The organism is Candidatus Nanopelagicus hibericus, from assembly GCF_002288005.1.
Classification (GTDB): domain Bacteria; phylum Actinomycetota; class Actinomycetes; order Nanopelagicales; family Nanopelagicaceae; genus Nanopelagicus; species Nanopelagicus hibericus.
This window is the reverse complement of record NZ_CP016771.1, coordinates 341,667-366,025: the sequence shown is the minus strand read 5'-3', so window position 1 is coordinate 366,025 and position 24,359 is coordinate 341,667. Positions and strand designations below refer to the sequence as shown.

29 protein-coding genes are annotated in these 24,359 nt (G+C 41.5%); 15 read left to right on the top strand and 14 right to left on the bottom strand.

Annotated elements, in window-relative coordinates:
- Positions 1 to 10 precede the first annotated feature (10 nt).
- Positions 11 to 475 carry a hypothetical protein gene (locus B1s21160_RS01980; protein WP_150120959.1) on the bottom strand — a complete coding sequence of 155 codons (465 nt, stop codon included), beginning with the start codon at positions 473 to 475 and terminating at the stop codon, positions 11 to 13.
- A 12-nt stretch (positions 476 to 487) separates the two neighbouring features.
- On the bottom strand, positions 488 to 4,171 hold the full coding sequence (locus B1s21160_RS06485) for a S8 family peptidase (RefSeq protein ID WP_095672200.1): 3,684 nt from the start codon (positions 4,169 to 4,171) through the stop codon (positions 488 to 490).
- Between the two features lie 190 nt (positions 4,172 to 4,361).
- Between B1s21160_RS06485 and B1s21160_RS01970 the strand changes: the two genes are divergently transcribed.
- Entirely contained in the window at positions 4,362 to 4,862 is a 501-nt protein-coding gene (locus B1s21160_RS01970) for an RDD family protein (protein ID WP_095672199.1), read from the top strand.
- 14 nt (positions 4,863 to 4,876) lie between these two features.
- Here the strand turns inward: B1s21160_RS01970 and B1s21160_RS01965 are convergent, their stop codons facing one another.
- The 4 genes from B1s21160_RS01965 to B1s21160_RS01950 form a co-directional block, all read right to left on the bottom strand.
- The gene (locus B1s21160_RS01965; protein WP_095672198.1) at positions 4,877 to 5,806 is read right to left on the bottom strand and encodes a PrsW family intramembrane metalloprotease; all 930 of its coding nucleotides are present in this window, start codon (positions 5,804 to 5,806) and stop codon (positions 4,877 to 4,879) included.
- A complete protein-coding gene (locus tag B1s21160_RS01960) occupies positions 5,807 to 6,445 on the bottom strand; it encodes an HNH endonuclease family protein (protein ID WP_095672197.1) in 639 nt (212 codons plus the stop codon).
- Positions 6,446 to 6,536: 91 nt separating this feature from the next.
- Positions 6,537 to 6,773, bottom strand: coding sequence for a hypothetical protein (locus B1s21160_RS01955; protein WP_095672196.1), 237 nt, complete (start codon positions 6,771 to 6,773; stop codon positions 6,537 to 6,539).
- 6 nt (positions 6,774 to 6,779) lie between these two features.
- The gene (locus tag B1s21160_RS01950; protein WP_095672195.1) at positions 6,780 to 7,247 is read right to left on the bottom strand and encodes a hypothetical protein; all 468 of its coding nucleotides are present in this window, start codon (positions 7,245 to 7,247) and stop codon (positions 6,780 to 6,782) included.
- Positions 7,248 to 7,340: 93 nt separating this feature from the next.
- Between B1s21160_RS01950 and B1s21160_RS01945 the strand changes: the two genes are divergently transcribed.
- Together B1s21160_RS01945 and B1s21160_RS01940 are read left to right on the top strand one after the other, a co-directional pair.
- Entirely contained in the window at positions 7,341 to 7,694 is a 354-nt protein-coding gene (locus B1s21160_RS01945) for a thiol-disulfide oxidoreductase DCC family protein (RefSeq protein WP_095672194.1), read from the top strand.
- 226 nt (positions 7,695 to 7,920) lie between these two features.
- Positions 7,921 to 8,700 (top strand): hypothetical protein, encoded by a 780-nt coding sequence (locus tag B1s21160_RS01940; RefSeq protein WP_095672193.1) that lies wholly within the window; start codon positions 7,921 to 7,923, stop codon positions 8,698 to 8,700.
- Here B1s21160_RS01940 and B1s21160_RS01935 read toward each other — a convergent pair.
- The 4 genes from B1s21160_RS01935 to B1s21160_RS01920 are packed head-to-tail and all read right to left on the bottom strand — an operon-like array spanning position 8,689 to position 10,305.
- The gene (locus B1s21160_RS01935) at positions 8,689 to 9,300 is read right to left on the bottom strand and encodes a DUF305 domain-containing protein (RefSeq protein WP_095672192.1); all 612 of its coding nucleotides are present in this window, start codon (positions 9,298 to 9,300) and stop codon (positions 8,689 to 8,691) included. The two genes, B1s21160_RS01940 and B1s21160_RS01935, sit on opposite strands and share 12 nt — an antisense overlap.
- A gap of 20 nt (positions 9,301 to 9,320) precedes the next feature.
- Positions 9,321 to 9,749 carry a DoxX family protein gene (locus B1s21160_RS01930; RefSeq protein ID WP_095672191.1) on the bottom strand — a complete coding sequence of 143 codons (429 nt, stop codon included), beginning with the start codon at positions 9,747 to 9,749 and terminating at the stop codon, positions 9,321 to 9,323.
- Positions 9,746 to 10,036: a ribbon-helix-helix protein, CopG family gene (locus B1s21160_RS01925; RefSeq protein WP_095672190.1), complete on the bottom strand. Its 291-nt coding sequence runs from the start codon at positions 10,034 to 10,036 to the stop codon at positions 9,746 to 9,748. Before B1s21160_RS01925 ends, B1s21160_RS01930 begins: the two co-directional genes overlap by 4 nt.
- Complete coding sequence (locus B1s21160_RS01920; protein ID WP_095672189.1) at positions 10,036 to 10,305, bottom strand: hypothetical protein; 270 nt, start codon at positions 10,303 to 10,305, stop codon at positions 10,036 to 10,038. The genes B1s21160_RS01925 and B1s21160_RS01920 overlap by 1 nt, the downstream gene beginning before the upstream one ends.
- Positions 10,306 to 10,461: 156 nt before the next feature.
- Between B1s21160_RS01920 and heR the strand changes: the two genes are divergently transcribed.
- The 3 genes from heR to B1s21160_RS06470 all read left to right on the top strand — a co-directional run bounded on the left by heR (position 10,462) and on the right by B1s21160_RS06470 (position 11,906).
- The gene (gene heR, locus B1s21160_RS01915; protein WP_095672188.1) at positions 10,462 to 11,229 is read left to right on the top strand and encodes a heliorhodopsin HeR; all 768 of its coding nucleotides are present in this window, start codon (positions 10,462 to 10,464) and stop codon (positions 11,227 to 11,229) included.
- 138 nt (positions 11,230 to 11,367) lie between these two features.
- Entirely contained in the window at positions 11,368 to 11,742 is a 375-nt protein-coding gene (locus tag B1s21160_RS01910; RefSeq protein WP_095672886.1) for a hypothetical protein, read from the top strand.
- 41 nt (positions 11,743 to 11,783) lie between these two features.
- The gene (locus B1s21160_RS06470) at positions 11,784 to 11,906 is read left to right on the top strand and encodes a hypothetical protein (RefSeq protein WP_257789495.1); all 123 of its coding nucleotides are present in this window, start codon (positions 11,784 to 11,786) and stop codon (positions 11,904 to 11,906) included.
- 1 nt (position 11,907) lies between these two features.
- On the opposite strand, the gene B1s21160_RS01905 is transcribed toward B1s21160_RS06470, so the two are convergent.
- Entirely contained in the window at positions 11,908 to 12,390 is a 483-nt protein-coding gene (locus tag B1s21160_RS01905; RefSeq protein WP_095672187.1) for a phosphate-starvation-inducible PsiE family protein, read from the bottom strand.
- A gap of 77 nt (positions 12,391 to 12,467) precedes the next feature.
- Between B1s21160_RS01905 and B1s21160_RS01900 the strand changes: the two genes are divergently transcribed.
- Positions 12,468 to 12,926, top strand: coding sequence for a DUF4864 domain-containing protein (locus B1s21160_RS01900; protein ID WP_095672186.1), 459 nt, complete (start codon positions 12,468 to 12,470; stop codon positions 12,924 to 12,926).
- Here the strand turns inward: B1s21160_RS01900 and B1s21160_RS01895 are convergent.
- On the bottom strand, positions 12,923 to 13,666 hold the full coding sequence (locus tag B1s21160_RS01895) for a hypothetical protein (RefSeq protein ID WP_223297973.1): 744 nt from the start codon (positions 13,664 to 13,666) through the stop codon (positions 12,923 to 12,925). The genes B1s21160_RS01900 and B1s21160_RS01895 overlap by 4 nt on opposite strands.
- Before the next feature lie 70 nt (positions 13,667 to 13,736).
- Between B1s21160_RS01895 and B1s21160_RS01890 the strand changes: the two genes are divergently transcribed.
- Both B1s21160_RS01890 and B1s21160_RS01885 read left to right on the top strand, forming a co-directional pair.
- Positions 13,737 to 14,945: a cysteine desulfurase-like protein gene (locus B1s21160_RS01890; RefSeq protein ID WP_095672184.1), complete on the top strand. Its 1,209-nt coding sequence runs from the start codon at positions 13,737 to 13,739 to the stop codon at positions 14,943 to 14,945.
- Positions 14,945 to 15,502 carry a DUF4287 domain-containing protein gene (locus B1s21160_RS01885; RefSeq protein ID WP_095672183.1) on the top strand — a complete coding sequence of 186 codons (558 nt, stop codon included), beginning with the start codon at positions 14,945 to 14,947 and terminating at the stop codon, positions 15,500 to 15,502. The genes B1s21160_RS01890 and B1s21160_RS01885 overlap by 1 nt, the downstream gene beginning before the upstream one ends.
- Here the strand turns inward: B1s21160_RS01885 and B1s21160_RS01880 are convergent.
- Complete coding sequence (locus B1s21160_RS01880; protein WP_095672182.1) at positions 15,494 to 16,087, bottom strand: short chain dehydrogenase; 594 nt, start codon at positions 16,085 to 16,087, stop codon at positions 15,494 to 15,496. The genes B1s21160_RS01885 and B1s21160_RS01880 overlap by 9 nt on opposite strands.
- 205 nt (positions 16,088 to 16,292) lie before the next feature.
- Between B1s21160_RS01880 and B1s21160_RS01875 the strand changes: the two genes are divergently transcribed.
- From B1s21160_RS01875 to B1s21160_RS01850, 6 genes are all read left to right on the top strand, one after another.
- Entirely contained in the window at positions 16,293 to 17,897 is a 1,605-nt protein-coding gene (locus B1s21160_RS01875) for an alkaline phosphatase PhoX (protein WP_095672181.1), read from the top strand.
- A 168-nt stretch (positions 17,898 to 18,065) separates the two neighbouring features.
- A complete protein-coding gene (locus B1s21160_RS01870; RefSeq protein ID WP_095672180.1) occupies positions 18,066 to 18,440 on the top strand; it encodes a hypothetical protein in 375 nt (124 codons plus the stop codon).
- 20 nt (positions 18,441 to 18,460) lie between these two features.
- Positions 18,461 to 18,595 carry a DUF2256 domain-containing protein gene (locus B1s21160_RS06505; protein WP_095672179.1) on the top strand — a complete coding sequence of 45 codons (135 nt, stop codon included), beginning with the start codon at positions 18,461 to 18,463 and terminating at the stop codon, positions 18,593 to 18,595.
- Positions 18,592 to 20,064 carry a cryptochrome/photolyase family protein gene (locus tag B1s21160_RS01860; protein WP_095672178.1) on the top strand — a complete coding sequence of 491 codons (1,473 nt, stop codon included), beginning with the start codon at positions 18,592 to 18,594 and terminating at the stop codon, positions 20,062 to 20,064. The genes B1s21160_RS06505 and B1s21160_RS01860 overlap by 4 nt, the downstream gene beginning before the upstream one ends.
- Positions 20,065 to 20,069: 5 nt before the next feature.
- Positions 20,070 to 20,531: a TspO/MBR family protein gene (locus B1s21160_RS01855; RefSeq protein WP_095672177.1), complete on the top strand. Its 462-nt coding sequence runs from the start codon at positions 20,070 to 20,072 to the stop codon at positions 20,529 to 20,531.
- Positions 20,532 to 20,863: 332 nt separating this feature from the next.
- Positions 20,864 to 21,061, top strand: coding sequence for a hypothetical protein (locus B1s21160_RS01850; protein WP_095672176.1), 198 nt, complete (start codon positions 20,864 to 20,866; stop codon positions 21,059 to 21,061).
- Here B1s21160_RS01850 and B1s21160_RS01845 read toward each other — a convergent pair.
- On the bottom strand, positions 21,018 to 24,359 hold the full coding sequence (locus B1s21160_RS01845) for a DNA polymerase III subunit alpha (RefSeq protein ID WP_095672175.1): 3,342 nt from the start codon (positions 24,357 to 24,359) through the stop codon (positions 21,018 to 21,020). The two genes, B1s21160_RS01850 and B1s21160_RS01845, sit on opposite strands and share 44 nt — an antisense overlap.

Here is a 24,359-nt window from a genome sequence, read left to right as displayed (position 1 = left end):
TAAAAGGTATTTATCTGAAATCGAGTCGCTTACCTTTCCATGTGGTGACCGCTGTATAGTCACCAGTCGCTTCATCATAATTCTGAGTTATCATCCCGTCGCAACGAATCCAGTTTTGACCGGCTTTTTGCTGCTCAGGGTTTGGTATATACCATGCCCAATAATTTAAAAATTTTGATCGGCCTTTCCAAGGTGCGCAAACTGTTATGGCTTTTTTTAGATCATAATTCACAGCTAGATCATTGGCTTTTAATTTCACTACTCGATAAGTCTCCGCTGAGTGTTCTTTCAAACAATTAATAGGTGCAATATCTGAATAATCTGCAGCAACATCAGCCTTAGTTAAGTTGTAGCAACTACCTACCTTTGGCATCGGTTTTGCGGCTGCATTTGCGTTGGGTATATGCGAGGTTGTGATAATAGGTAATGCTATCGACAGAATAAAAGCGAACTTTTTACGTATCTTCATGTCCAAGATCATATACTCCTAAACCCTCGAAACAGTAGCACTCCACTGCAGAGCAGTAGGTTTGCGATCATCACTTCCAACAAAGCTGAAGTTTAAGGTGCAGGTGCCATTCGCAAGTGAGTTAACAGTGGTCTGGGAGTAAATACCCCCCCGTTGATCCGATGGGGCGGTACTGGACACAGTACAGACAGTGGGAGTTGAAGTGGTAACCACTAAGGGGTGACCAAGGCTGCGTAAGCCGCCCATTTTAGATGTATCAGCAAAGGAGACCGCTGCATCGATTCTGTGCGGCCCTCTACCAACTAATGAAGTTGATCGGCTCACAGTAATTTTCATTGCAGATTTAATCCAATTAAAGGATTGCTGTACTGATACAGCTGCTGCATACCGACTATCTCCTGGTTGAGAGGCCTCAACAATGCAATTTACGGAGTCTCGTCCAGTCAATGGATAGACAGCTTGCACCGCGGCTCCAGCAGGTGGATAGAGGATATAACAGATTGTTGGTGTTAAAGATTTGTATGTTATGGCAAGACTAGATGTAGTAGTTGCTTTTAGATATAAGCCACCACCATATTCACGATCTGCCAGAGGTGCAAAGGTAATTGTTTGTGGGGTATTACTTCCTGGTGGTACTTCGATTACTCCTGAGATAGTAGTAGTCCAGATTGTAGTTGCTGGCAACATTACTTGATCACCTGGGAAAATCAATTTAATTGAACAGCTTCCATTTTTAATAGCCCTAATTGTTGCTCTAGTTCCTTCAGGCGTATAGGTATAGTAAACATCCTCTATAGAACAAATATCTGGTGATGATGTAGTAATGAGCAGTGGCGTAGCACTACCGCCGACACCATTTACTCTTGCTGCAGTGCCATAAATAAATGCTCCTCTATCTGTAATTGGAGCCATCTGCTTCACATTTATTTTGGATGCTGATTTTGAGTAGGTAAAGCTGCGGACAACTGGGGTTGCTGGTAAATACTTAGAATCCCCCACTTGATTAGCAATAATCGTGCAAGTTGAAACTTCAGGCATTACTACTGGTGATTGATATTGAACAACAAATCTACGTGACCTCGGCTCAAGAATCTGACAGACAGCAGGAGTAGTTGTGGTGTAACTAATCGGTAGCCTAGATGTGGCCGAAGCTAGAAGACTGGTTCCTGCCTTACCTAAATCCATATTTGGGAGTGCAGGAAAGTTAATAACTTGAGCCAACTTATCTGGAGTTGGTGTTGGTGTTGGTGTTGGTGTTGGTGTTGGTGTTGGTGTTGGTGTTGGAGCTACCCCAGAAACTAACTCAACATAGCCAACAAATTTTGATCCAGATTTCTTCTGCCACTCGTCCTCACCCTCTACATAGATTGAGTAACGACCAACTATATAGGTTGATTTTGTTGCCCAATCATTTTTATACACACCATCTGTTTTACTACCTGAAGAACGGTAGCCAGGAATATAGGCAACGATATTTCCATTTGGATCTGATAACGAGAATTTGACAGTTTTAATACCAACATCGTCGGTAAAGCGAGCATTCATCTCAGGAATAGTTTTGCCAATCACAATAGGCCCAGCTGACACCGTTCCTGAGAGAAAAACTGGCACAGATCTATCTTCAATTGTTGATGGTTGTGCCCAAAAGTTTGGAATAGAGCTCCAGGTAGTTGCATTACGAGCAGCATCTAATGCTTGTACATCAACCTGGTACTTACCAACTAATGCAGTGCAGGGAATTGCCCAGTCATTTTTCCATGTTCCATTTTGTTCAGTTCCTGCAGTTTTATACATAAAGGTTGAATAGACCATGCGCCCAGTATCTGTGTGGTAGATGCGCATATTTACAGTAGTGATCCCGACGTTATCAGAGGCTTTGACTGACATCTCTTCAACAGTTTTACACACTTCAAGGATTTGTGGATTGGTGTAGCCACTAATAATTACTGGTTTCTCTATATCAACTCCTGGAGTTGGTGTTGGAGTTGGTGTTGGAGTTGGTGTTGGAGTTGGTGTTGGAGTTGGTGTTGGAGTTGGAGTTGGAGTTGGAGTTGGAGTTGGTGTTGGAGTTGGTGTTGGAGTTGGTGTTGGAGTTGGTGTTGGAGTTGGGGTTGGTGTTGGAGTTGGTGTTGGTGTTGGAGCAGCAGATACTGGTACCTCACGCAACATGACTTGAGTCGATACGTTGCCCGCTGCATCTTGAGCAGTTGCATATATTTTCCAAGTTCCCACAAAGTTAGAGCCAGTAAAGCTTAAGGTTGATCGCCAGACACCTTTTGTGCTGGTGCCGCTATAAAGAGTTGCTGGGAATGATCCAACAATTACCTTATTTGCTTCAAGGGATACCGTAACTTTTGTGACACCAAATTCATCATTTGCCTTCAAACTTAAGACTGGTGTCATACCGAGAGTGAATGTCCAACCACTTACATATTCAGATGAACCATCTACAATCACTGGTTTAACCAAATCTGGACCAGTTGGTGGAGTTGGCACTACTGGAACATCTGTTGATGGAACATCAATTGGTGAAACGTATAAGAATTTATTGACAGTACCGTCAGGTAAATTCTCAATTACAGATTGTGTTGCTTGTGAAATAACGCCCTCACTTACCTGCTCAACAGTTGCAGATGGATTTAAACCACGATAAACCGCGACAGCTCCTGCCACATGTGGTGACGCCATTGAGGTGCCAGAGATAGTTTTCTCTGCATTTGCAGCTGTATACCAACCAGCGGTGATGCCATAGCCGGGTGCTTGAATATCAACGCATGAGCCCCAATTTGAAAAGCTAGCTTTTGCATCATCTACCCCAGTTGCTCCAACTGTAATAGCAGATGAGGCAGATGAAGGTGAGTAATTACAAGCATCCGCGTTTGAGTTTCCAGCAGCTACTACCACTGAGATTCCAGCAGTGGTAAGTCTGGTGATGGCATCATTTAATGCAGTCGACTTAGGTCCGCCAATACTTAAATTTAATACCGCATTAGATTTAGAATTAGTATTACTTGGACTTAAGATCCAATCTAAGGCAGAGATCACTCCTGAGTAAGAACCACTTCCTGAGCAACCTAATAATCTAAGTGCTACTACTGTGGCATTTTTTGCCACACCATATTTTTTGCCAGCAGCAGTGGTAGCAACATGTGTGCCGTGACCATTGCAGTCCGAGAATCCACCACCAAAACCGTCATAACCAACTGGTGAAATTCGACCTGCAAGATCTTCATGTGGGTAAACGCCAGTGTCACCGATATAAATTGTTGATCCCGCACCAGCGCTCTTATATCCAAAAGTAGATTTATATGCTGGATCTGCAGTTGGAATTTTTATGCGTTGATCAATTCGATCTAAACCCCAATAAGCTGGAGTTTGGTATTGCTGAGTATTTATGGCAGTAACAGGTGCATCTTTTTCTACCGTCAAAACATTTGGGATCCTAGCTAAGAGTGTTGCTAACATATCTGGTAATTTGATTACATAGCCATCAAATGCATATTGATATTTAGCTTCAATAGTTCCACCTGCATTTTTAACAGCGGTCTCAATGGCAGCTCTTGCTGATGGGGTTACTTTAATTATGTATAGAGAGGAAGTGCCTAAGTTTAAGGCAGCTTGGGCGGGCGCAGGTGTTGTGCCTATCAAAACAAGTAATCCAAACATGGCTGAAATTACGCGTATTGTTGATTTCTTAAACATGTATCCGCTCGCAATCCTCTTGGTATATCCCTTGAAGATTAGACGTCTGCGGGTTGGGAAAGGTTCCACACCACCAAAAACTCTAATCTGCAGCCAGTCCTTTACGGGTGTGGCAAAAAGCTGTGATGCCTACGTCGCTGTAGTTAGCCTAGAATCCCTACAACCGAATAATTAATTTGGAGGTATAAATATGGAGCTAAATAACCCGCTAGAAGATCAGCCTGTAAAGGCTTCAACCTCCGGTCTGGTTTTGGCAACTACGCAGCATAGATTTGGTGGTGCAATGCTTGAAATTGCCTTGATTATTTCTTCGTTCATAACAGTTGGATTGGCTTGGATAATCTGGAGTTTTGTAGTTTGGGGTCAGGGCCAAACCCCTTCAAAGCAAATTCTGAAGATGCGTGTATACAGTGTGGATACTGGAAAGCCGGCCTCCTGGGGACATATGGCTATAAGACAGTTTTTGATACCCAGTACTTTCTCGATGGTTTATCTACCATTTTTTATAGCCGGATTATCACTAGCCATTGAAAATGTGTCTGACTACTCTGTTGGCGGCACCCTAGTTATTGGCTACATTGTATATTTTGCGATCCTTCTTCTTGATGCACTTTGGGTGTTCAAGGATGGCGGCATCAGAAGATTGACCGACGTCTGGGCTAGAACAATTGTTGTAAACGAGTCAAGATAATCAACTTTTTAGATTTACGGATGACTTAGAATTTTTCTGGCATCTTCATGTAAAGAGCGCTTAAATTGGCTTCGTTCAAGTTTAGTCGAAATTTTCTTGGCATAATCCCGCCTCATTTTCAGTGAACTTATAAGATTTAATCTTTCTTCGGTAATTTGCCCACTTTCTATAGCCAGATTCCCTTTTCGCTTTAGCTCACTTTTTTCATTTAAGCGCAAAATAACCGAACTAATAATTACAATTACAGGTGGAATCACCGCATATATGATGAAAAATACACCGTTGCTTTCAGTGAAAATCTCTAAAAAAAGTACGGTATTCCAAAGCAAATGCAAAGTGAAGGCTATGGTAAATCCAATTAATGAAATCCAAATTCGCCTGCTCAAAAAGCCAAAGACTATTACTATGCCACCTAATCCTGAAAAGAATGTATGAGAAAAGATCGAGAATATTCCGCGTTCTACTATCATTGCTGTGATATCAGTGCTTGAAATTGCGTAGAGAACATCTTCACATATAGCAAAACCAAGCCCAATATAACCTGCGATGATTAAGCCATCCATCCAAGATTGAATGTTTAGTCGCCTGTATGCCACTACCAGGCCTAGAAGTTTGGAGGCTTCTTCAATAAAAGCACCTGCCAAAGTAGTAAATGCAAAGGACTCAAAAATTATGGATAAAAAACATGCTGGAAATGCTCCCCAAGCTAGTGCCCATAAAATTGAGCCATTCGGTTCTCGCTCATATCTATCAGACCACCACAGTAAGAAAAATACTGAAGATGAAATCATGGCAAGTAAAATTACATGATGAATCTGCATTACTTCCCATGGTCTACTTTGAAATAAAATTATTACAGCGCAAATTAAAGTGAATATCCAATCAGCTAATTTTGCACCAACTGGCTTTACCTCAGCGATACTAAACCCCTGTAAATTTGTCATTTACTTAGGAATTTTTTGCTTATTACATTTTGATAATATATTTGTAATTGCAGCTTTTTCTGGAGCAGTAACCCACAATTTATATTTGTATTTGACAGCCACTTGTCTTGCCACATACTCACATCTAAACGCTTTCAGTGGCGGAAGCCAGGTAGCAGCATCCCCATCCCCTTTTTGGCGGTTTAATCTGGCGTCAACTGCCATGAGATTTAGCGGATCATTCGCAATATTTGTGCGCAAATCTTTTTCAAAGTAAGCAGCACCTGTTTGCCAGGCATTTGATAGTGCCACGATATGATCAATGTCGATATTAGAGGCTGATGCATTTAAATCAAAAGTAATAATCTTGCCGCTAAAAGGATCGATTAACTGCCCACTAATCACCTTGCAGTCTCTTGTGCCCTCTTTGAAAACAGTATCTTTAAGATCGCGTTTCAAAATATCATTTCTACTATCGCAACCATTGCGATCAGGATCTGACCAATGGGGAAATTGTGCCCTGGTGTAGCCAGTCTTGGCAGCCCTACCCTTTACCTCTAGCTTATTTAGTACTGAAATAGCTGTTGGTGGCTCTGCCGCAAAAACTGGTGGAGAAATTACAACAAAAATCAATAAGCAAAAAAGAGATAATTTCTTCATATGAATATAGTTCCGTATAAACACACTCTAAGCAAGCAAATCACTACTTAAAGCAAAAGAGCAATTGCCCACTGACTTTGGGCGAAGGTGGTTAAAGTACGGCGAGCAGAAAGTAGGCCAGAAGCTGGCCAATTAGATAACTAAAAATAATCAGCGTGGTGTGAAAACTTTGCACCCATGGTTTTGGCAGCTTTTTTGGGGAGTCATATCCATACTTAACTCTTCGGATCTCACCCAGTACTGGTTTCTCCAACACCTCGGTGAAGACTATTAACAAGATAGTACCGATCACCACGCCAAGGGCGAAGATTATTGGTGTGAAATCCATAATTGATTACTTATCCTTTTCTAATATCGGCACCAGCTTGCTGCCTACCACCATCGCTGCGCCAATTAATACTAAGTTTTTGATGATGTACTGACCCTCCAGGGTGAGAACAAATGGAAATTCAACAAAACAGATTTCAGGGCGCAGGATAAGCGGCAGAAAGGTGCCGGGCATTTGCAGTGCCAATAAGAAAAGCCCAATTCGAATCAATGGAGCGTAGAGCAGACAGAGCCCAATTAGCATCTCCCAGTAGCCAAGTATCGGAATAAAGATATCTGGATCAAACCAGTAAATAGTTTTAGTTATTACATCATTAGCTGATGAGTTACCAAAGGGCTTAAGAGCGCCAAACCAGATAAAAACTATTCCCAGTGAGACTCTAAGTACTGGCAGTGAGATCTTGCTTAGGTAGTTGATAAGCAAGGTATCAAACTGCTTGAGATTAAAGTTTTTAAAATCAGTAAGGTTTTTCAAAGCACTCCTTGTAATAAATCACTCCCATAATTGTAGTTTATAAATTTGGCTAGGCTAGGATTTAACTATGATTTGTAATGAGATAAGCCACATATGAGCGGTATTACCGTTATCTTTGATGGTAATTGTCAGTTGTGTATCAACTCCATAAATTGGCTCTCCAAAAAACTAACCTTTGATGCGATTGCCTATCAAAGCGCACCCCTTGCAAAATTTGGCTTAACAATTGCGCAGTGTGAGAAGCAGGTTTACGCCATATCTGGTGATAAAAAATATGGTGGGATTACTGCGGTGACCTTTTTACTTAATGCACGTGGTAATAAGGTGAGCACTTTTTTACTTAGAGTATTAGGTCCTATTGGCGCACTTGGCTACAAAATGATTGCCGGAAATAGGCAATCAGTGTTGGTCAGTGTGTTATCTAGATTTATTAAAAGAATTACTTAACTGGCTCAAGCTCTGGTGCAGGCACTGGCAGGGCTGGTGAGATTGCTGGCTCACGCTCACGGCGCACCACTCGATCTGGTTGCCCAATTTCAGCCATATTTTTCCTTTACTCGGATAAGAAAAAATCTTACTTCTTAATTTTACCGATGTAAATGACGGGGGTAGGTAGAAAAGGTAGATCTAGATCACCTCACCTGCTGCTTAAAGTAGGTGTTTAATTACAGGTATGAGTTATGTGCAAAACCGGCAACGGTTGATCAGATTAATTCGTATTTATCCAGTAATTGCCATCGCTGTCTTGGCAGCTGCTTATCTTCTTGGTGGGTTTACTGATCAAGTTGATCCACTTATTCCACAAGAGGTAGTTATCACCGCTTTGTACTTATTTGTAGGCGCAGTACCCCTGGTGTTTATCATTGCATTTCTAATCATTGGCAGAGTTGGTGATAAGGCAGCTTTAAAAAATAATAACCATACTGATAAATTAAATTATCAAAGCGGCTTTGATCTGCCAGTTGAGCAGATGCATGGATATAAGTTGGCATTAATTACTGGGCGCACTCCTACCCTTACTGGATTAACTGGAGATACATACCTCTCAGATTCATCTGCCAAGTGCAGTATTAACTCAGAGCATGTGCCACCAGTTGCACAGTGTGAGTGCGGCTTTTATGCATACAGTGATATTGATGAGGCAAGATTTGAAGGCTCAATTAATCCAGGTGCTTTTTTATTAGATGTTGATCTTTATGGGGTTGGCTTTAAATACGCCAGAGGGTATCGAGCTGAAACTCAGGTAGTAAATGAGTTGATTACCCCAAGGCGATGTCAGTTTTGCCGGACCTTGCCGGCAAAGGTTTTTGTTACCATCTATAAATTAGGTTATGACGATACTTCTTGGTGGCAGTGGCAGATACGTTGTGTTATATGTAGTAGCAGTTTTAAAGAGGCAGATAAGTTAAGTGTTGCGCAAATGAGTGAAAAATTAAGTTTGTTAATTACCTAAAAGTTTTTGCATTTGATCAATCTCAGCCTGCTGGGCTGTGGAAATTGCTCGGGCAAAATCACGAAGGGCTGCCACTTTACTATTTTCAATCATCCCAACCATTTGTAGCGCTCCTTGATGATGCTCAATCATGTTATTTAAAAATAACTTATCAAAGGAGGCACCTTTACTGGTTTTTAAGGTATTAAGTTGGGAGTCACTTAACATCCCAGCCATCCCAGCCATTGAATGGCCAGGATCTGTGCCAAGGCCATCATCTGTCAGCCACTTTGTCATCTGTGTGATCTCACCTGCTTGATCTGATTTTATTTGTTTTGCAATCTTTAGTACCTGCTCATTTTTTGAGTTGGTTAATGCGTAATCAGAGATAACTACTGCTTGGGCATGATGTGGAATCATCATCTGCAAAAACATTGCATCATCAGCGGAGAGATTTTTACCTTCAGTAACTGTGGCAGAGCTGCCATGACCCATCCCTGAATGATCCATCACATCCATTTGCTTTGTCCCATTTGGAGAAAGTAAGGCGTATGCAAAAAAGCCAGAGGTAATTACCAGAACTGCGGCTAATATCCCAGCGCTCTTTTTGCTTATTGTCATAAAGGTAAAAATATCATTACTTACCGAGAGGAAAGTTGGTTCTTATTTGATTTTTTTGTGAGCCTAATAACATTCATGCTCCATAACGCCCAAAGCACCAAGAGAGGTTGGAAAAATAAACGTATTAGCCGCTTTTGATCGGTATCTAAGCCAAAGGCATCAATCTGATTTAGATACTGATTAATGTTTCCTGGGAAAATCAGAATGAAAAATACTGCAACCGTAATACCGACCTGCCGGCGAAATTTGGTAAAAATAAATGTGGTGGTAATTAATGAGATACCAAGTGCTATCTCCACTAAACCAGAGGCAATAACTACAAAATCTGCATTTAGGGGTAACCAGGTGGGTACTTGGGCTAGGAACTCTTTTCGGTTTGATCCAAGGTGGGAGGTGCCGGCCGAGGTGAGGAAGGCACCGAGTGAGAGTTGTAGTAATTTCTTAATCAAAGTAAGTACCTCTCAAGCGCTGCTCTAATAAGCTGCGATGGGCTTTTGCCGCTTTGAACCGCTTTGCGATCTAATGCTCTCTTTAATTGGATTGGTACCCGAGCCTTAACCTCTGGTGAAATTACATTTGGCTTGGTTAATGAAGGTCTACCAGCTGTTTTCTGTCTTACCTCTTTAACAATCTGCTTTACTCGTCGATCAGTAATCCTACGGCCAGAAAGATCTCTGACAATCTCTTTCTTAAGATTTACATCCTTACCCAAGCGATACTGAGTACTTCTAGCCATCACTTCCTCCTATATCGGTAAGGCATAACATGAATCACCAATAAATATTGTGGTGTTGCCACCGCAATAATTTCAATCTCAATGCCTCGGTCATCTTTGCCAATCCAGCGAAAACTTTGATCAGTTCTTTCACCATCCAACACCGGAATCGGTAGGTAATGCTCCAACACATAAAGTGCCCGAGCCCTGCCAATCCGATGTTTCCTGGCTGATTGGGTAAATCTAACCTGGTCAGGGGCTATATTATGCGCCACAAAATTATTTGTCAATGACCCTAACTACCAATCTTTTTAGATCTACTTAAAGGAAATACTTAGGTTAATAAAGTAGATCAGCTGAAGAATTGGTTATCCACACTCAATCTTTGGTTAGAAAAATACCTGCAGTAGCGGCAATTTCACCTTTGGTATCGGTATGCTCTAACTATGAGTAAACCTTTAACCGCTGAAAGATTACGCAAAACCAATATCTATGCAGGCATTCTTCATCTAGCCCAAATGGCAGCAGTTCTAGCCCTAAGCAGTGACTTCTCACTACCAATAACTGCTACCTATATGTCAGGGCCTCCAGGCACAACCTATGCTCCACCGGTAACTTTATTTGAAACTCCAATAGGTCTAACTGTGGCAATATTCTTAGGTTTATCTGCGCTGGCACATTTTATTGTGGCATCGCCAAAGTTTTTCCCCCGTTACTCTGCCGGCCTACTCGCCCAGCGCAATTACTTCCGCTGGGTTGAGTACTCAATTAGCTCATCGGTAATGATTGTTTTAATTGCTCAGGTGACAGGTATTGCAGATATAACTGCAATCATCTCGATCTTTGGTGTAAATGCATCAATGATCTTATTTGGCTGGTTGCAGGAGAAGTATGAGAACCCAGGAAATGGTGGTTGGCTGCCATTTATCTTTGGTTGCATAACCGGGGCTGTTCCATGGCTTGCACTTTGCTTTTATGTATTTGGTATTGGTGGCGCTGGTGAGACTAAGGCACCTGCCTTTGTATACGTAATTGTGCTAACTATCTTTTTGTTCTTTAACTCCTTTGCACTTGTGCAGTATCTGCAGTACAAAAAGGTTGGTAAGTGGAGTGATTACCTACGTGGTGAGGCCACCTACATCACCTTGTCACTGGTGGCAAAATCAGCCCTTTCTTGGCAGATCTTTGCCAATACCTTGATACCACCTGCCTAAACCTGGGATGTTGACCTAATTCACAAAGATTTAACCAACTGCCGGCTGACCTTTATTTGGCTTGGGTGTATATTTAAAAATCACAGGTGACCAAATGTGTTACCTAAAGGTGAACTAAGTCAAGTAGGAGAGAAATCAATGGATCAAGAAAAATTAATTAATCAATGGAATCAGATGCGTAGCCAAATCATCAATGCTCAAATGGCGCCATCATTAGTGCTAGTTGGTGTAGTTATTGCCGCTACCTTTGGAAAATTTGAAGGTGCATCAGATGCAACTAAGTATGCAACATTAGGAATCGTGGCAGTAACTGGCATCTTGGCAATTATTAGCCAATACGCAGCAGTGCGTGAAGGTGAAGCATTACTTGCAGATCTAGCAAAGGTTTCATCTCCTAGCAACTTAGCCAAGGTGATTGCATCCAGTCGTGGATTGCTCTCACTTTCTGCGATCGCAATTGTTGGTTCAGGTCTAGCCATATTTGCACTAGTCGTGTGGATGGTTTTAGCTTAAGTAATAGCGATTAAGCTTTAATTATTAAGGGCGGTGAAGTGATGGAGATAGGTTTTATTCTTATCGTAGCCTTCACCGCCATTGTTTTGTTTTTTATATTTAAATATGAGTCAAACAAAAAAGAAAAGCCAGATTTAACTGGTCGTGGTGGAGATTTTGAGTAACTTACCTTTGTGAGTTACGAAGTGCTGATTTAGATAAGAAGAAGGCAAAGACTAAGGCCACCACAATTAGTGCGTTCAGCCCCATCTCATAGATAGATCGATCAAAGGCTTCATCACTCTTACCTGACTCAAGTGTGAGTGAGGCACCTACCGTCAAAATGTGTCGCACCGCGGCAATAACTCCAATTATTAAAAACTTATCTAATTGATAAACACCATCGGTAAATCTAGATATTACTGTGCGCAAGATTTCTAAAATAATTACAATAAATAGAATGTCATTAACACCTTGAATCATGCCGTTTGGGAAAAATGGATCTGTTTCAATTAAACGCTTGATACTAAAGATAAAAGCGCCAATGCCAATTCCCAGTAAAGCCAGGGCCAGTACTGCGTGAAATACATCCTCAATTAAATCAACATATTTGATCGGCAAAATGGAGGTTTCAACCTGTTGATCTTTTGGCGTTGTGTCCTTTTTCATATCTATATTTTAATCTGCGCCAGCTTTATTTCACCTGCAAACTCACCGAGTGATCAAAGGTTAATTACACTTATCTGATGAAATCCCTCACCAAGCAAGGGCTCGGTATCAAACTTGTATTGGCATCAGCGCTGCTTACAAGTTGCAGCAGCCCATCACCGTTTGAGTCCTTATCTGCAGGTGATTGCAGTGATACGCAGCAGGTGGCGGTTGAAAAACACATAACTGGGCAGATAAATGCGATCTCCGCCGAAGATTGGTCAAAGGCTTATACCTACGCAGCGCAATCATTTCAAAACTCAATCAAACTAGAACAATTCACCGCGATAATCGCAGCTCAGTATCAAATGTTAATTAATAACCAAGGTTTTACCTTTAAAAATTGCAAGATCACATCATCTGGTGTGAGCCAAGGCGTTGAGGTAGTTGATTCAAGAGGTAATTATCTTTTGTTATACAAACTAGAGATTGAGCAGCTGCAGTTAGGTGTAGTAGCTGCCTCTGTTATTGAGGCGAGTGAGGCTATAAATACCTAACCAGGGATAGCTTGGGTAATTAAGTTATTTTTAATAGTAACTGTTACCCGATCCAATCGATAATCCTTAGTTAGGGCGAACTGCTGATCATCCTCGGCGCCAACTCTAAACTGCCAATTCAACTTAGTTGCGCACTCTAATCCTGCACTCTTACTCATCCCCACCAAGGTGGCAGCTTCACCAACACTGATATCTCCTGCTGCTCTGCTGATTGGGCAGGTAGCGGCGGGCAGCACCTGACCTCTAATCTCTTGTTGACCAATTGCCACCGTTATCTTGGCAGCACTCTTTGATTTAATACTTATTTTATAGATGCCAGCCTCGGCGGTTTCAGAAAATCTGCCAAGGTATAGGTAATTGGTGCTGCTGTATGGCTCAAAAAACTTACTTCGTTCATTAAGTTTAACCACCACCTGCTTACCAGATGGATAGGTAATTGTGGCGATGGGTAATTTACTCATTGCATATTTATTCTCAGGCGCTCTATCAACAATAAGATACTCAAAATTAAGAAGCTCAGATGATTTCAATACTGCTCTAAAGCCTCTGGTTTGATTAGCTTTAGTAAAATTTGCTCTGATTGCGAAGGAGACAGTGCCATCGGCTAAAATTGGTCCTTGGTCAGCGGTAATATTTTTTAATCCCAAATCAACTGGCTGGTGGGCGTAAGCGGTTTGTGGTTGCATAAGCAGCGCAGTGGTAATTACTGGTGTAAGTACCATCCTTGCCCCAAGCTTCATCTTGGGATTTAACCATAGATTTCTTAAAAACAGGTGTGGGTAAATTAGATATTTACTCTAGGATTTAGCCATGGCATATCAGGTTGAGCGAATTCGAAAAGATTTTCCCTCACTTAATACCGGTCTTGCCTACTTTGATGGCCCTGGTGGCACCCAAACACCTAAAGTTGTTGGAGATGCGATTGCCAAAGCGATTACCGAGCCATTATCTAATCAAGGAGTTACCACTGAATCTGAAAAAAATGCAGAAAGTTATGTAGTTGAGTATCGCAGCGCGGTTGCAGATTTATTAAATTGTGATCCCAAGGGTGTGGTCTATGGCAGAAGTTGGACTCAATTAACCTATGACTTCTCCAGAACTTTAGCTAAGAGTTGGGGGGTCGGGGATGAAATTATCGTCTCGCAATTAGATCATGATTCAAATATCAGGCCCTGGGTGCAGGCAGCTGAAGCCAAAGGTGCAACAGTTAAATGGGCAAAGGTGAATACCCAAACATCAGAGCTTGATACATCATCCGTTACCGATCTTTTAACACCGAAGACAAAGTTTGTGGCGGTCACAGGGGCCTCAAACACACTTGGCACTAAGCCTGATATCAAGGCAATTGGCAAAGCGGTTAAGGCAAATGGCTCATTGTTTTTAGTAGATGGTGTTCACCTAACACCACACGCGGTAATTGATTTTAAAAATATGCCAGCAGACTTTTATGGTTTCTCCTCTTATAAAATCTTAGGACCACATTGCGCATCTTTTGTAGCAGATCCAGCACTGCTGGAAACTTTAAGTAATGACAAGCTGCTGCCCTCCACCATGGTGGTGCCGGCTCGGTTTGAGTTTGGCACCTTGCCATATGAGTTAATGGCAGGAGTCAGCGCAGCAATAGATTATGTCGCAGCACTTGATGATCAAGCAGTTGGCACCAGACGTGAGCGAATAGTGAAATCACTTACCGCACTTGAGGAGTATGAGCAATCACTCTTTGTTTACATGCTCAATGGTCTAGCAAAGCTGCCTGCAATTACAATCTACTCAAAGGCAAAGCAGCACACACCTACTGCCTACTTTAATTTTAAAGGTGTAGTTGCAGCAGATCTATATAAATTTATGGCCAGCAAAAAGGTAAATCTGCCTGCTGCTAATTTTTATGCCCTAGAGGTCTCACGTGCTTTGGGCTTAGGAGATACTGGGGCGCTGCGAGCAGGGCTTGCTCCTTACTCAACTAAGGATGATGTTGATCGGTTGATCTTGGGGTTAGAAGAGTATTTAGCTAAAAAATAATGGCAATTACAAATACTGACCGCACCTCTTACTTTCCGTTAATTGAAAAACGGTATGGGGAGAAGATGAGTTACTGGCATGCGGTGATGAAAAAACTAGCGGGTAAGAAATACCCAGAGCAGATTGCCCACTTGAAAGAGAATTACGGCTTTTCCCAAGCCCACGCAAATGCTTTGGTTATGTATTCAAGAGGCTCTAAATCTGCTGCTAGATTTTCATCAATTTCTGATTACTACAAATCCTTAGATCCAAAGCAGGCCAAATTAGTGAAGGCAATCTTTGCTGCGATTAAGAAAAAACACCCTAATTTAACTTTGGTAATCGCTTGGAATCAACCAATGCTTAAAAGTGGGGATAAGTATGTATTTGGAGTTTCTACCTCTAAAAATCATATATCGATCGCACCTTGGAGTGAGAAGGTATTAAAGAGGTTCACCCCCTACTTTAAGGAGTATCGGGTTACTAAAAAGACTATTGCACTCCCCAATGATTGGAAGGTGGATCAGAAATTACTTTGCGATATGGTCGCTGCTGGAGTTAAAGAAAAATCAATCTAATTTATAGATCTGACCGGTCTGCTTTCCTAAGATAGATTTCACATAGGCATCGGCCACAGATTGGGCGCCCACCTGGTGATAACCAGCAAACTTTGCGTGATAACTTGTTGCCTCAACTAACACATTTGGGCTGACAGTATTAATCCGCAATCCCCTTGGCAGATCAATAGCGGCAGCTAAGGTAAAGGATTCAATCGCGCCATTTGCCAAGGCCGCAGCAGAGGCGGTGGGGATTGGATCTCTGGCTAATACCCCTGTCATTAGGGTGAATGAGCCGCCATCATTTAGGTAATTGATACCTGCTCTTACCAACTCAACCTGACCAAGTGCCTTATCTTTAAAACTAAGTAGGTAATCCTCATAGGAGATCTCGGTAATTGGTTTGTAAACCACCTTGCCAATGCAAGAGGCCACCGCATCAACCTTGCCCACCTTTTCATACATCGCCTTAATTGCGGCGGGATCTTTCACATCAACTGAGATTTGAGTAGTTCTAGAGACACCAATCACAGTGCCGTGTTTGCTTAAAGTTTTTGCCACATAGGAGCCGATTAAACCGGTTGAACCAACTACTAAGAACTTCATTACCCGCCCCGCTTTAGATTGAGAACTCACCTAAAGCCTACTATTTATCAGCGAGTTTGTACTCTTCACCTAGATTTTAACTCTTTGATACCGCAAATGCGCATTCAGTTCACCTGTCGTGAGTTCACTTACCACCAAATCCCCACAGGTAAAGTGATTTACCTGTCGTAAATCAGGTATCAACTTAGTAAAACTAGTAGAAAAGGTGTTTAAAATTAAGAGCTACAAAAAAGCAAAATTCAAAGCGGTACTTTTCATCTCAACAATCTCATTATTCTCATCAATCCTGCCAGCTAATGCTGCTGCAGGTATTACCTACATGGAGCCAGTAGCTGCAGGAGTTAGCCTGGATCCATTTGCAACCGCTGGTGATTCAATTGGTGGATATTTAATCGGTGGTATTCCAGATGGTATGGGTGTAATTCCTGTTAATGGAAAACTACGGGTCGTAACCAACCATGAGTGGAGCAATGCAAATCCAATTGCAGCAGCTCGTGCTTCAACTGCCGGTATGACAACTGGTTCATATGTCAGTGAAATGCATTATGACCTAAAGAAAAAAGCGATTGTGGCTGGTAAAGATTTTATGGAGTGGGTTGAGTGGTATGACTACCAAACCGGTAGTTTTGGCGTAGTACCAACTGCTCCAGCTGGTGCGGTACTAGTTGATCAATATGGATCAAGTGCTCACTCATATTTGATCAATCGTTTCTGTTCTTCAACTTTGGCAGATGCTGGTGAGTTCTATAACAAGAAGACAGGTCTTGGCTACAAAGGTGCGGTCTATCTAACTGGTGAAGAAGGCGGAGATGAATCTCGCGGCTTTGCTGGCAATCAAGATGGTGAGTTTGTTCAGGTTCCAGGCTTTGGTTTAGCTGCTTGGGAAACCTTTGTTAACGCACCAACTACCTCAAATGCCACAGTAGTAATGGGTAATGAGGATGGCGCAGCAACTGATAGCCAATTATTTATGTATGCCGGCACCAAGACAAAAACTGGTGAGTGGTATGAAAAAGCAGGTCTTACAAACGGCAAGCTTTATGTGATGGCATCAGATGTATTAAATGACAACGCCTTCCGCGCAAAGTATGCAAAGGGAGTAGAAGCACCAGCCTCATTTAAGGTGATTGATTACAAGCAAAATGGTAAGTTACAAAATGATAAGGCTCGTGAGTTGGGTATGACCCTGGCTCGAGTTGAGGATGGTCATTTTGATCCAAAGAAGCCAAATGATTACTACTTTGTAACTACTGAATCAAATAAGGATCCAAAGGCGACTGCGCCAAATCCTGCAACTCCAACCGTATCCCGCGATGGCGGAGCACTTTGGAGATTGCGATTTGTTGATGTAAACAATCCAACTAAGGGTGGAACCCTAACAATGTTGCTAGATGGCTCAGAGGCACCTTACCTATCAAAGCCAGATAACATCGTGGTGGATGACGTCGGTAATATCTTGATTCAAGAAGATCCAGGTAATAACGCTCTGGTTGCCAGAGTTGTTTCATACCGTATCTCAGATGGCAAATTAGCAACTATTGCGAAATTTAAAGATACTTACTTCATCTCAGCAAACACAACAACCTTTATCACTCAAGATGAAGAGTCAAGTGGAATTGTTGATGTTACTTCATACCTTCGAACTGGTAAGAGTGATAAAGCTAAGTACTACATGATGGTGGCACAGATCCACGCAACTCCTGCTAAATCACGTCCTGATTTAGTGCCAGCACCAGCTGATATTGCAAATGCAATTGAAGGTGGTCAGTGGTATGTAATGAAGGTCAATGATTGGAGCAGTATCTACTAAAAATAAATTTAGGGCAGATTTAAATCAAGCCCTAAAAAAGATTACTCTTTCCTAGGGGGTAATCCTTAAAAATAACCTAGGGCGTGAATCCCTTCCACACGCCCTAGGTTTTTTAATTGTTCAAAAATCTCTATTGCAGATAGTAAAGCCAAGCCCTAGCCTTCTAGTATGTATCAGCACGGTGTAAAACAAACCCTAAAGGCAGGAAGCGCTGTTTTTGGTGCCTCGGCAGTATTTTTACTTATCGCACCTAAGCTTTTCTTAGATCTACTTAATCTAGAAAGTAATGATCAGATGGTTTGGTCAATGCGAATGATTGCAATTACTCTAATTGCCCTAGCTGGCAATATGTGGCAAAACTCTAAGTTAAGTAACAACGCCCTTGGGCTTAGATATGTGGCTCTGGTGATGATATTTTCAGCCGCATCCCTTGGTGTTTTAACCTTGTTGATCCCAGCAAAGATAACCATTTTCACAGCTGTATACGCTGCAATCGGCTTTTTGTTTGCAATCTCATATCTAGTTAATCTGACTAGAAAGTAAGCCCCTTCTACCATTGCCCTATGCGGGCAAAGGTGAAAAATGGTTTCCAGCCAAAGGTTTGTCATACCTGCAACTTAGAGTTTGAGTGGCGCAAAAAGTGGGCCAAAAATTGGGAGAATGTTAAGTACTGCTCTAAAAGATGTGGCGGCAAATGAAGCGCATAATTTATGTAAGCCATGATCAATTAAATGCCAAGTATGGCGCGCTAAAGGACGCTAACCCTAAAGAAGATTTAATTGTTTTAGTTGAAAGCGCCCGAATGGTAACGGGTGATCATTGGAATAAGGTGCGGCTCTACTTTTTACTATCTAGCGCAGCCCACTTTGTTAAATCATTACAAGCAGATGGCTATACAGTTATTTATCAAAAAAGTGCAACCACAGTTGATGGCCTAAAAGAGGTCTTAAAGAAATATCCAAAACTTCCTATAATTTCAGCCACTCCCTCCTCCTTTAGATTAAAGAAATCATTGGCTGAGTTTGGTGTTAAATTTATTGAAAATGATTTCTTTTTAACCCCACCAGATTTATTTGCCCAATGGGCCTCATCACAAAAGAGTTACTTAATGGAGTCTTTCTATCGAAATCAGCGAATAAGATTAAATCTCTTAGTTGAGAAGGGCAAACCAGTTGGCGGGGCTTGGAACTTTGATAAGGAAAACCGCTCCAGCCTTCCAAAAGGATATAAATTTCCACCATATCTTGAACATAAAGCAGATGAGATTGATAAAAGAATTGCTACAGAGTTAGGAATTAAGCCAGCCACTATTTGGGCTACTAGTACTGCTGGTGCTAGAAAAGTATTAAAAAACTTTCTAGATAAACATTTCGCACTTTTTGGCCCATATGAGGATGCGATGACTAGTGATAACTGGGCGCTGCATCACTCCTTGCTTAGTCCATATATTAATAATGGTCTGCTTCATCCATCTGAGGTGGTGGATGCTGCGGTAAAAAGATTTGAAAAAGGTGATATTCCAATCGCCTCTGCTGAGGGCTTTATTCGCCAGATTATTGGCTGGCGTGAGTACGTCAACGGTATGTATTGGCACTTAGGTGAGGATTACAAAGAGCTAAATCATCTAAAAGCAAAACGTGAACTTCTGCCTTTATTTACCGATCCAGATAAGACCAAAATGAATTGCATTAAGCAAACTGTTACCGATATTAATGAACGTGCTTGGGTGCACCATATCCCCCGGCTGATGTTGCTAAGTAATCTTGCCTTAATTACTGGAACTAATCCACAACAATTTCTGCAGTGGATGCGCCGGGTATTTCTTGATGCAAGTGATTGGGTGATGGTGCCAAATGTAATTGGTATGGGTGTGCATGCTGATAACGGGGTGATGATGACAAAACCATATGCAGCAGGAGGTGCTTATATTTCAAAGATGAGTAATTACTGCAAAGGTTGCATTTATGACCCAAAGCTTCGAACCGGGGAAAATGCCTGCCCATTCACAACTTTGTACTGGGATTTCTTAGATAGAAACCATGAGGAGTTTGTCGGAAATCATCGGATGGCGCAGCAGTTATTTGGAATTAAAAGATTAAAGGATATGCCTGAGGTGAGAAAACGAGCACAAGCAGTACTTGCTGGATTAGATAAGGGGCTAATCTAACCACTATGAAATCAATGCTTTCAGTAATTGGTATTGGTCTTGTATTTGTCTATGTAGTTGGTTCTGGGCTTTGGGTAAACACCCGTGATGGCTGGTATCGCTCATTAAATCAACCAAGTTGGCAGCCACCTGATTTCATCTTTGGCATTATCTGGCCATATAACTTTGCTATTTTAGGTTTTGCTGCTGTATATGTGGCAAATAAATTAAGTACTACAAATGCCATTATTTACCTTTCTATCTTTGCTCTCTCTGTTGCTTGCGCACTCACCTGGGCTTTTCAGTTTTATCGACCACATAATTTATATGCTGCCTCAATCGCACTTTGCTTTGTAGCACTATTAACCCTGCCAATGCTTTACTTTATCTATCAAGCTTCAATTCCATTATTTTTTGCAGTAATTCCATATCAACTCTGGGTAATTACCGCTAGCTACTTGAGCACTACCTATGCAAGATTGAATTAACTACTTTTAGTATTTTAATTAATATTTTTAATTACTCTAAGTATTTTTGTTTGTGGATAATATAAGCATTGATTAACAAGAAAACTAAAGAATTGGTGAATGAACCAATTCTCAAGTATGAAGACAAAAGAGTTGCTTAAATGCTTGTGCCGATCTCCACTTTGTTATAAAATCGTAAGACAGAGGGGATCGCATCGAACTTTAAAAAGTAAGAACTACCCAGATATAAGAGTTAGCTACCACGATTCATATGAAGTCTCAGGAAGATATATAAGAGATTTACTAATTAAGAGGGTTGGATTAACAGAAGCTATGGCCAGAGAGGTTATTAGGTGAAAATTCAAGTATTGATCGAAAATGATGGAAATAGCTGGCAGGCAACTTCAAAAGATTTAACTAACTGGGTGGCCTGGTCTGATTCACTTGCCAATTTGCGACAGTTGATTGTCGAGGGCGTTGAGTACTGTTTAGAGTCAACTGATTTCACTATTGAAGAACAGTTTGATTCATCAATTCAGGTTGGGCAATAAGATTTTGTTCAGATACCCATTTTTCATATAACTCATCCAAACTCCAGGCAGCAGATGCTCTAATTGATACTCCCCTTGCTCCAGTTCTTCTAACCACACCCTTTGCCACAATTAGATTATTTCCTTTAATAACATGAGCATAACTTTGTTGCGTATCCTCAAAAAAGCTTAGATCACTACAACCAAAGCCATCATCTAAGGTTAAAAATAAGACTCGTTTACCACTTCTAATTGGGGGTGATTGCAGCGCCACCTTCACGCCAACTACTAATACCTCTTGATTTGATCTCACCTTTATTAGCTCACTTGATTTACAAACATTAAGTGCATCTAAAAATGGGGCGTATTGTTTAAGTAGGTGCTCGGTGATATCAAGACCTAGGTTTTGTAATTCACTACCAATCTGCTCACTTTTTGTAATATCTGGAAGTCCCAAACTATCTATCTCACCTGGGGATAAGGCAAGGGATAATTGACCATTTGCTGCTTTGCCAGCATTTAATTGTTTTAACTCAGATAGGTGAACATAGAGATCTCGCCGATTTAATTTGCTTCCCTTTGTAATTCCATGAAGTAGATCAAAGGCGCCGATCTCAACCAAAATTTGGGTAGTTGGCCAATGAGCACCTGAGCGATAGGTGAAATCAGCTAGATCTGTATAGGGGCGGTTTTCAATAATTGATTTAATCTCAGAGGCAGATATCCCAGCAATATCTGCCAGGGATACTCTGATTCCATAACCGCTAGCATCTGGCAGAGTTAATTTAGCACCGCTGCTTTTTGTATTTGGTGCGGTATAGAGGTACTTATCTTTTTCACTCACCACCTTCTCTACTTTATAACCGGCAGCTGATTTATTTATATCTACCGGCAAGATTTCAATCCCCCACTGCCTTGCCTCATCAATTATTAATCGCTTTGGATACATCCCTGGTTCATGAGTTAAAACTGCTGCTAAGAAAGCTGCGGTGTGATGGGTTTTTAAATAAGCAGATTGATATGTGGTCATTGCAAAGGCAGATGCATGGGCTTTACAAAATCCAAAGGAGGCAAAATCTCGCAGGATCTGCCAGGTGTAATCAACAACTGATTTTGCATAACCACGTTTTGCTGCTCTTTGATAAAACCAATCACAAACCTCTTGGGCGCCCTCTTTACTGCCCATGTTTCGACGCATCTGATCTGCTGCGCCGAAGGTGGCGCCAGTCATCTTGGAGATTATTTCAATTACCTGCTCATGAAAGACCACTACCCCTTTGGTTTGCGCCAGAATTGGTGCTAAATCATCATGAATTAAATTGGCACTTACCGCGCCAGTTCTAGCATTTAAAAAGGGTGTGATCATCTCAGATTTAATTGGACCTGGCCGAAAGAGTGAGATACCAATTACTAGATCATTAAATTGATCAGGAACTAACTTGCCAACTAACTCCCGCTGTCCTGGGCTTTCCACCTGAAATAAACCTAAGGTTCTAGTTGATTTGATTAAATCAAAGGTTAGCTTGTCATCTAGTGGGATTTTATTTATATCTAGGAGCTCATCCTCACACTCTGCGATTTCTTTGATGGTATAGGCGATGGCAGATTGCATTCGTACTCCCAGCACATCTAACTTTAAAAAGCCAAGTGATTCCACATCATCCTTATCAAAGGAGAGCATTGGGTAATTACTTTGATTAATTGAAATGGGTGAAAAATCTAACAATCTGTTATCTGAGATCACTACCGCACATGGATGCATCGATAGATGCCTAGGCAGCTTATCTAGCCGCATTGCTAAGTTAATAGTTGCCTTAATTAATGGGGAGGAAAGATCTAATCTTCTTAACTCTGGTAGCTGATTTATTGCATTGCCAATATTTCTAGCGCTGACATGTGGCATAGATTTTGCCAGTAGATCAATCTGGGTTCGATCTGCCCCTAATGCGTTTCCGGCATCTCTGATGGCATGGCGAGCGCGGTATCGCTCCACCATCGAGACTGTGGCGCACCGACTTTGATTATTAACCTTTGCCCAATCACTTTCGCCATATCTTTTAAAGATTAAGTCATAGATCTCATACCTTCGATCTGACTCAACATCAATATCAATATCTGGTAACTCATTTCGCTCCAGTGAGCAAAACCGCTCCATTAATAAACCATTACTGATTGGATCAACCTCTGAGATACCAAGTAGGTGACAGGTAAGGGAACCGGCGGCGCTTCCCCGGGCTGCAACTCTGATGCCAAGTGATCTAGCTGCATCCACAACACCTGCAACTGTTAGAAAGTAGGAGGTAAAACCTAATTGGCCAATTGTGTTTATCTCTTGGGCAAGCCGGTCGTTAGCAGTTTTTTTTAAATCAGCTGGGTAGTAGTAAGTAATAGCACCAGCTGCTTTTTGCTCAAGCTGCGTCAGTAACTGCGCTTGGTTACTTGCGTTAAATAATGTTGGCTCCGGCAGGTGCACCCCACCAAGGCCAATCTCACCTCTTGGCTTTAATTCACAGCTTTGGGCAATATCTAAGGTGGTTTTTATTAATTGATACCCATCAGAAAGGCCCGCCTGCTGTGATATTTGATCAGCTAATTCATACATCTGCTTACTATCTTTTAAGTAAGCCTCACCATTGCTGCGCTCAATACTGGCATCACTAATTAGCGATAACTTTCTACTGGCATCTAGCAGATCTGCAACTGGGCCATCTGATCGATCTAAAAATCTAACTGCATTGGTAATTACCGCTGGTATTTGGTGCTTATTAGCAAAGGTGAGTGATTTAGCAGCATTTGAGGTTGATCTTAAGTTTCCACTCCGCTCTAAGTGGCTAACACACTCAATTACTACCTGATTAAAGTGGCTCTTTGCTAGCTGATAGATACTTAAAGCTGCCCCTTCCTTTCTAGCCAGTAGATTGCTAATCAACTGTGATTGCACACCAAAGAGTGCGATTAGATCAGATGAGTATTGATTAAATTTTTCAAGTAACTCAACAGTTAATACCCCATCACTGGTGTTGGTATTAATTGCAGTAATTAATCTATAAAGAGATGATAATTTGCCGCTTTTAGCAAGTAAGGTAAGCCGAGATTGTTTTTGAATAAAGCCAATATTTACTCCCAGAATTGGCGTAATGCCATATGTTTCACAGCTCTGAGCAAATCTAATTGCCCCAGCTAAATTATCAACATCGGTTAATGCCAGGGTATTCATATTTAATTGGGCAGCCCTTGCCACCAGTTGATCTGGATGATTAACCCCGTACTTAAAGGAGTAGTTAGAGCAGGCAGATAGATGGGTAAATGATTTGAGCAT

Excerpts from the sequence above, each read along its gene's own strand:
- B1s21160_RS01935 (WP_095672192.1), bottom strand. The coding sequence starts at position 9,300 with ATGACAATAAGCAAAAAGAGCGCTGGGATATTAGCCGCAGTTCTGGTA.
- B1s21160_RS01965 (WP_095672198.1), bottom strand. The coding sequence starts at position 5,806 with ATGACAAATTTACAGGGGTTTAGTATCGCTGAGGTAAAGCCAGTTGGT.
- B1s21160_RS01895 (WP_223297973.1), bottom strand. The coding sequence starts at position 13,666 with ATGAAGCTTGGGGCAAGGATGGTACTTACACCAGTAATTACCACTGCG.
- B1s21160_RS01885 (WP_095672183.1), top strand. The coding sequence starts at position 14,945 with ATGGCAATTACAAATACTGACCGCACCTCTTACTTTCCGTTAATTGAA.
- B1s21160_RS01910 (WP_095672886.1), top strand. The coding sequence starts at position 11,368 with ATGGATCAAGAAAAATTAATTAATCAATGGAATCAGATGCGTAGCCAA.
- B1s21160_RS01940 (WP_095672193.1), top strand. The coding sequence starts at position 7,921 with ATGAGTTATGTGCAAAACCGGCAACGGTTGATCAGATTAATTCGTATT.
- B1s21160_RS01955 (WP_095672196.1), bottom strand. The coding sequence starts at position 6,773 with ATGGATTTCACACCAATAATCTTCGCCCTTGGCGTGGTGATCGGTACT.
- B1s21160_RS06485 (WP_095672200.1), bottom strand. The coding sequence starts at position 4,171 with ATGTTTAAGAAATCAACAATACGCGTAATTTCAGCCATGTTTGGATTA.
- heR (WP_095672188.1), top strand. The coding sequence starts at position 10,462 with ATGAGTAAACCTTTAACCGCTGAAAGATTACGCAAAACCAATATCTAT.
- B1s21160_RS01960 (WP_095672197.1), bottom strand. The coding sequence starts at position 6,445 with ATGAAGAAATTATCTCTTTTTTGCTTATTGATTTTTGTTGTAATTTCT.
- B1s21160_RS01925 (WP_095672190.1), bottom strand. The coding sequence starts at position 10,036 with ATGGCTAGAAGTACTCAGTATCGCTTGGGTAAGGATGTAAATCTTAAG.
- B1s21160_RS01905 (WP_095672187.1), bottom strand. The coding sequence starts at position 12,390 with ATGAAAAAGGACACAACGCCAAAAGATCAACAGGTTGAAACCTCCATT.
- B1s21160_RS01860 (WP_095672178.1), top strand. The coding sequence starts at position 18,592 with ATGAAGCGCATAATTTATGTAAGCCATGATCAATTAAATGCCAAGTAT.
- B1s21160_RS01900 (WP_095672186.1), top strand. The coding sequence starts at position 12,468 with ATGAAATCCCTCACCAAGCAAGGGCTCGGTATCAAACTTGTATTGGCA.
- B1s21160_RS06505 (WP_095672179.1), top strand. The coding sequence starts at position 18,461 with ATGCGGGCAAAGGTGAAAAATGGTTTCCAGCCAAAGGTTTGTCATACC.
- B1s21160_RS01945 (WP_095672194.1), top strand. The coding sequence starts at position 7,341 with ATGAGCGGTATTACCGTTATCTTTGATGGTAATTGTCAGTTGTGTATC.
- B1s21160_RS01890 (WP_095672184.1), top strand. The coding sequence starts at position 13,737 with ATGGCATATCAGGTTGAGCGAATTCGAAAAGATTTTCCCTCACTTAAT.
- B1s21160_RS01870 (WP_095672180.1), top strand. The coding sequence starts at position 18,066 with ATGTATCAGCACGGTGTAAAACAAACCCTAAAGGCAGGAAGCGCTGTT.
- B1s21160_RS06470 (WP_257789495.1), top strand. The coding sequence starts at position 11,784 with ATGGAGATAGGTTTTATTCTTATCGTAGCCTTCACCGCCATTGTTTTG.
- B1s21160_RS01880 (WP_095672182.1), bottom strand. The coding sequence starts at position 16,087 with ATGAAGTTCTTAGTAGTTGGTTCAACCGGTTTAATCGGCTCCTATGTG.
- B1s21160_RS01855 (WP_095672177.1), top strand. The coding sequence starts at position 20,070 with ATGAAATCAATGCTTTCAGTAATTGGTATTGGTCTTGTATTTGTCTAT.
- B1s21160_RS01970 (WP_095672199.1), top strand. The coding sequence starts at position 4,362 with ATGGAGCTAAATAACCCGCTAGAAGATCAGCCTGTAAAGGCTTCAACC.
- B1s21160_RS01845 (WP_095672175.1), bottom strand. The coding sequence starts at position 24,359 with ATGCTCAAATCATTTACCCATCTATCTGCCTGCTCTAACTACTCCTTT.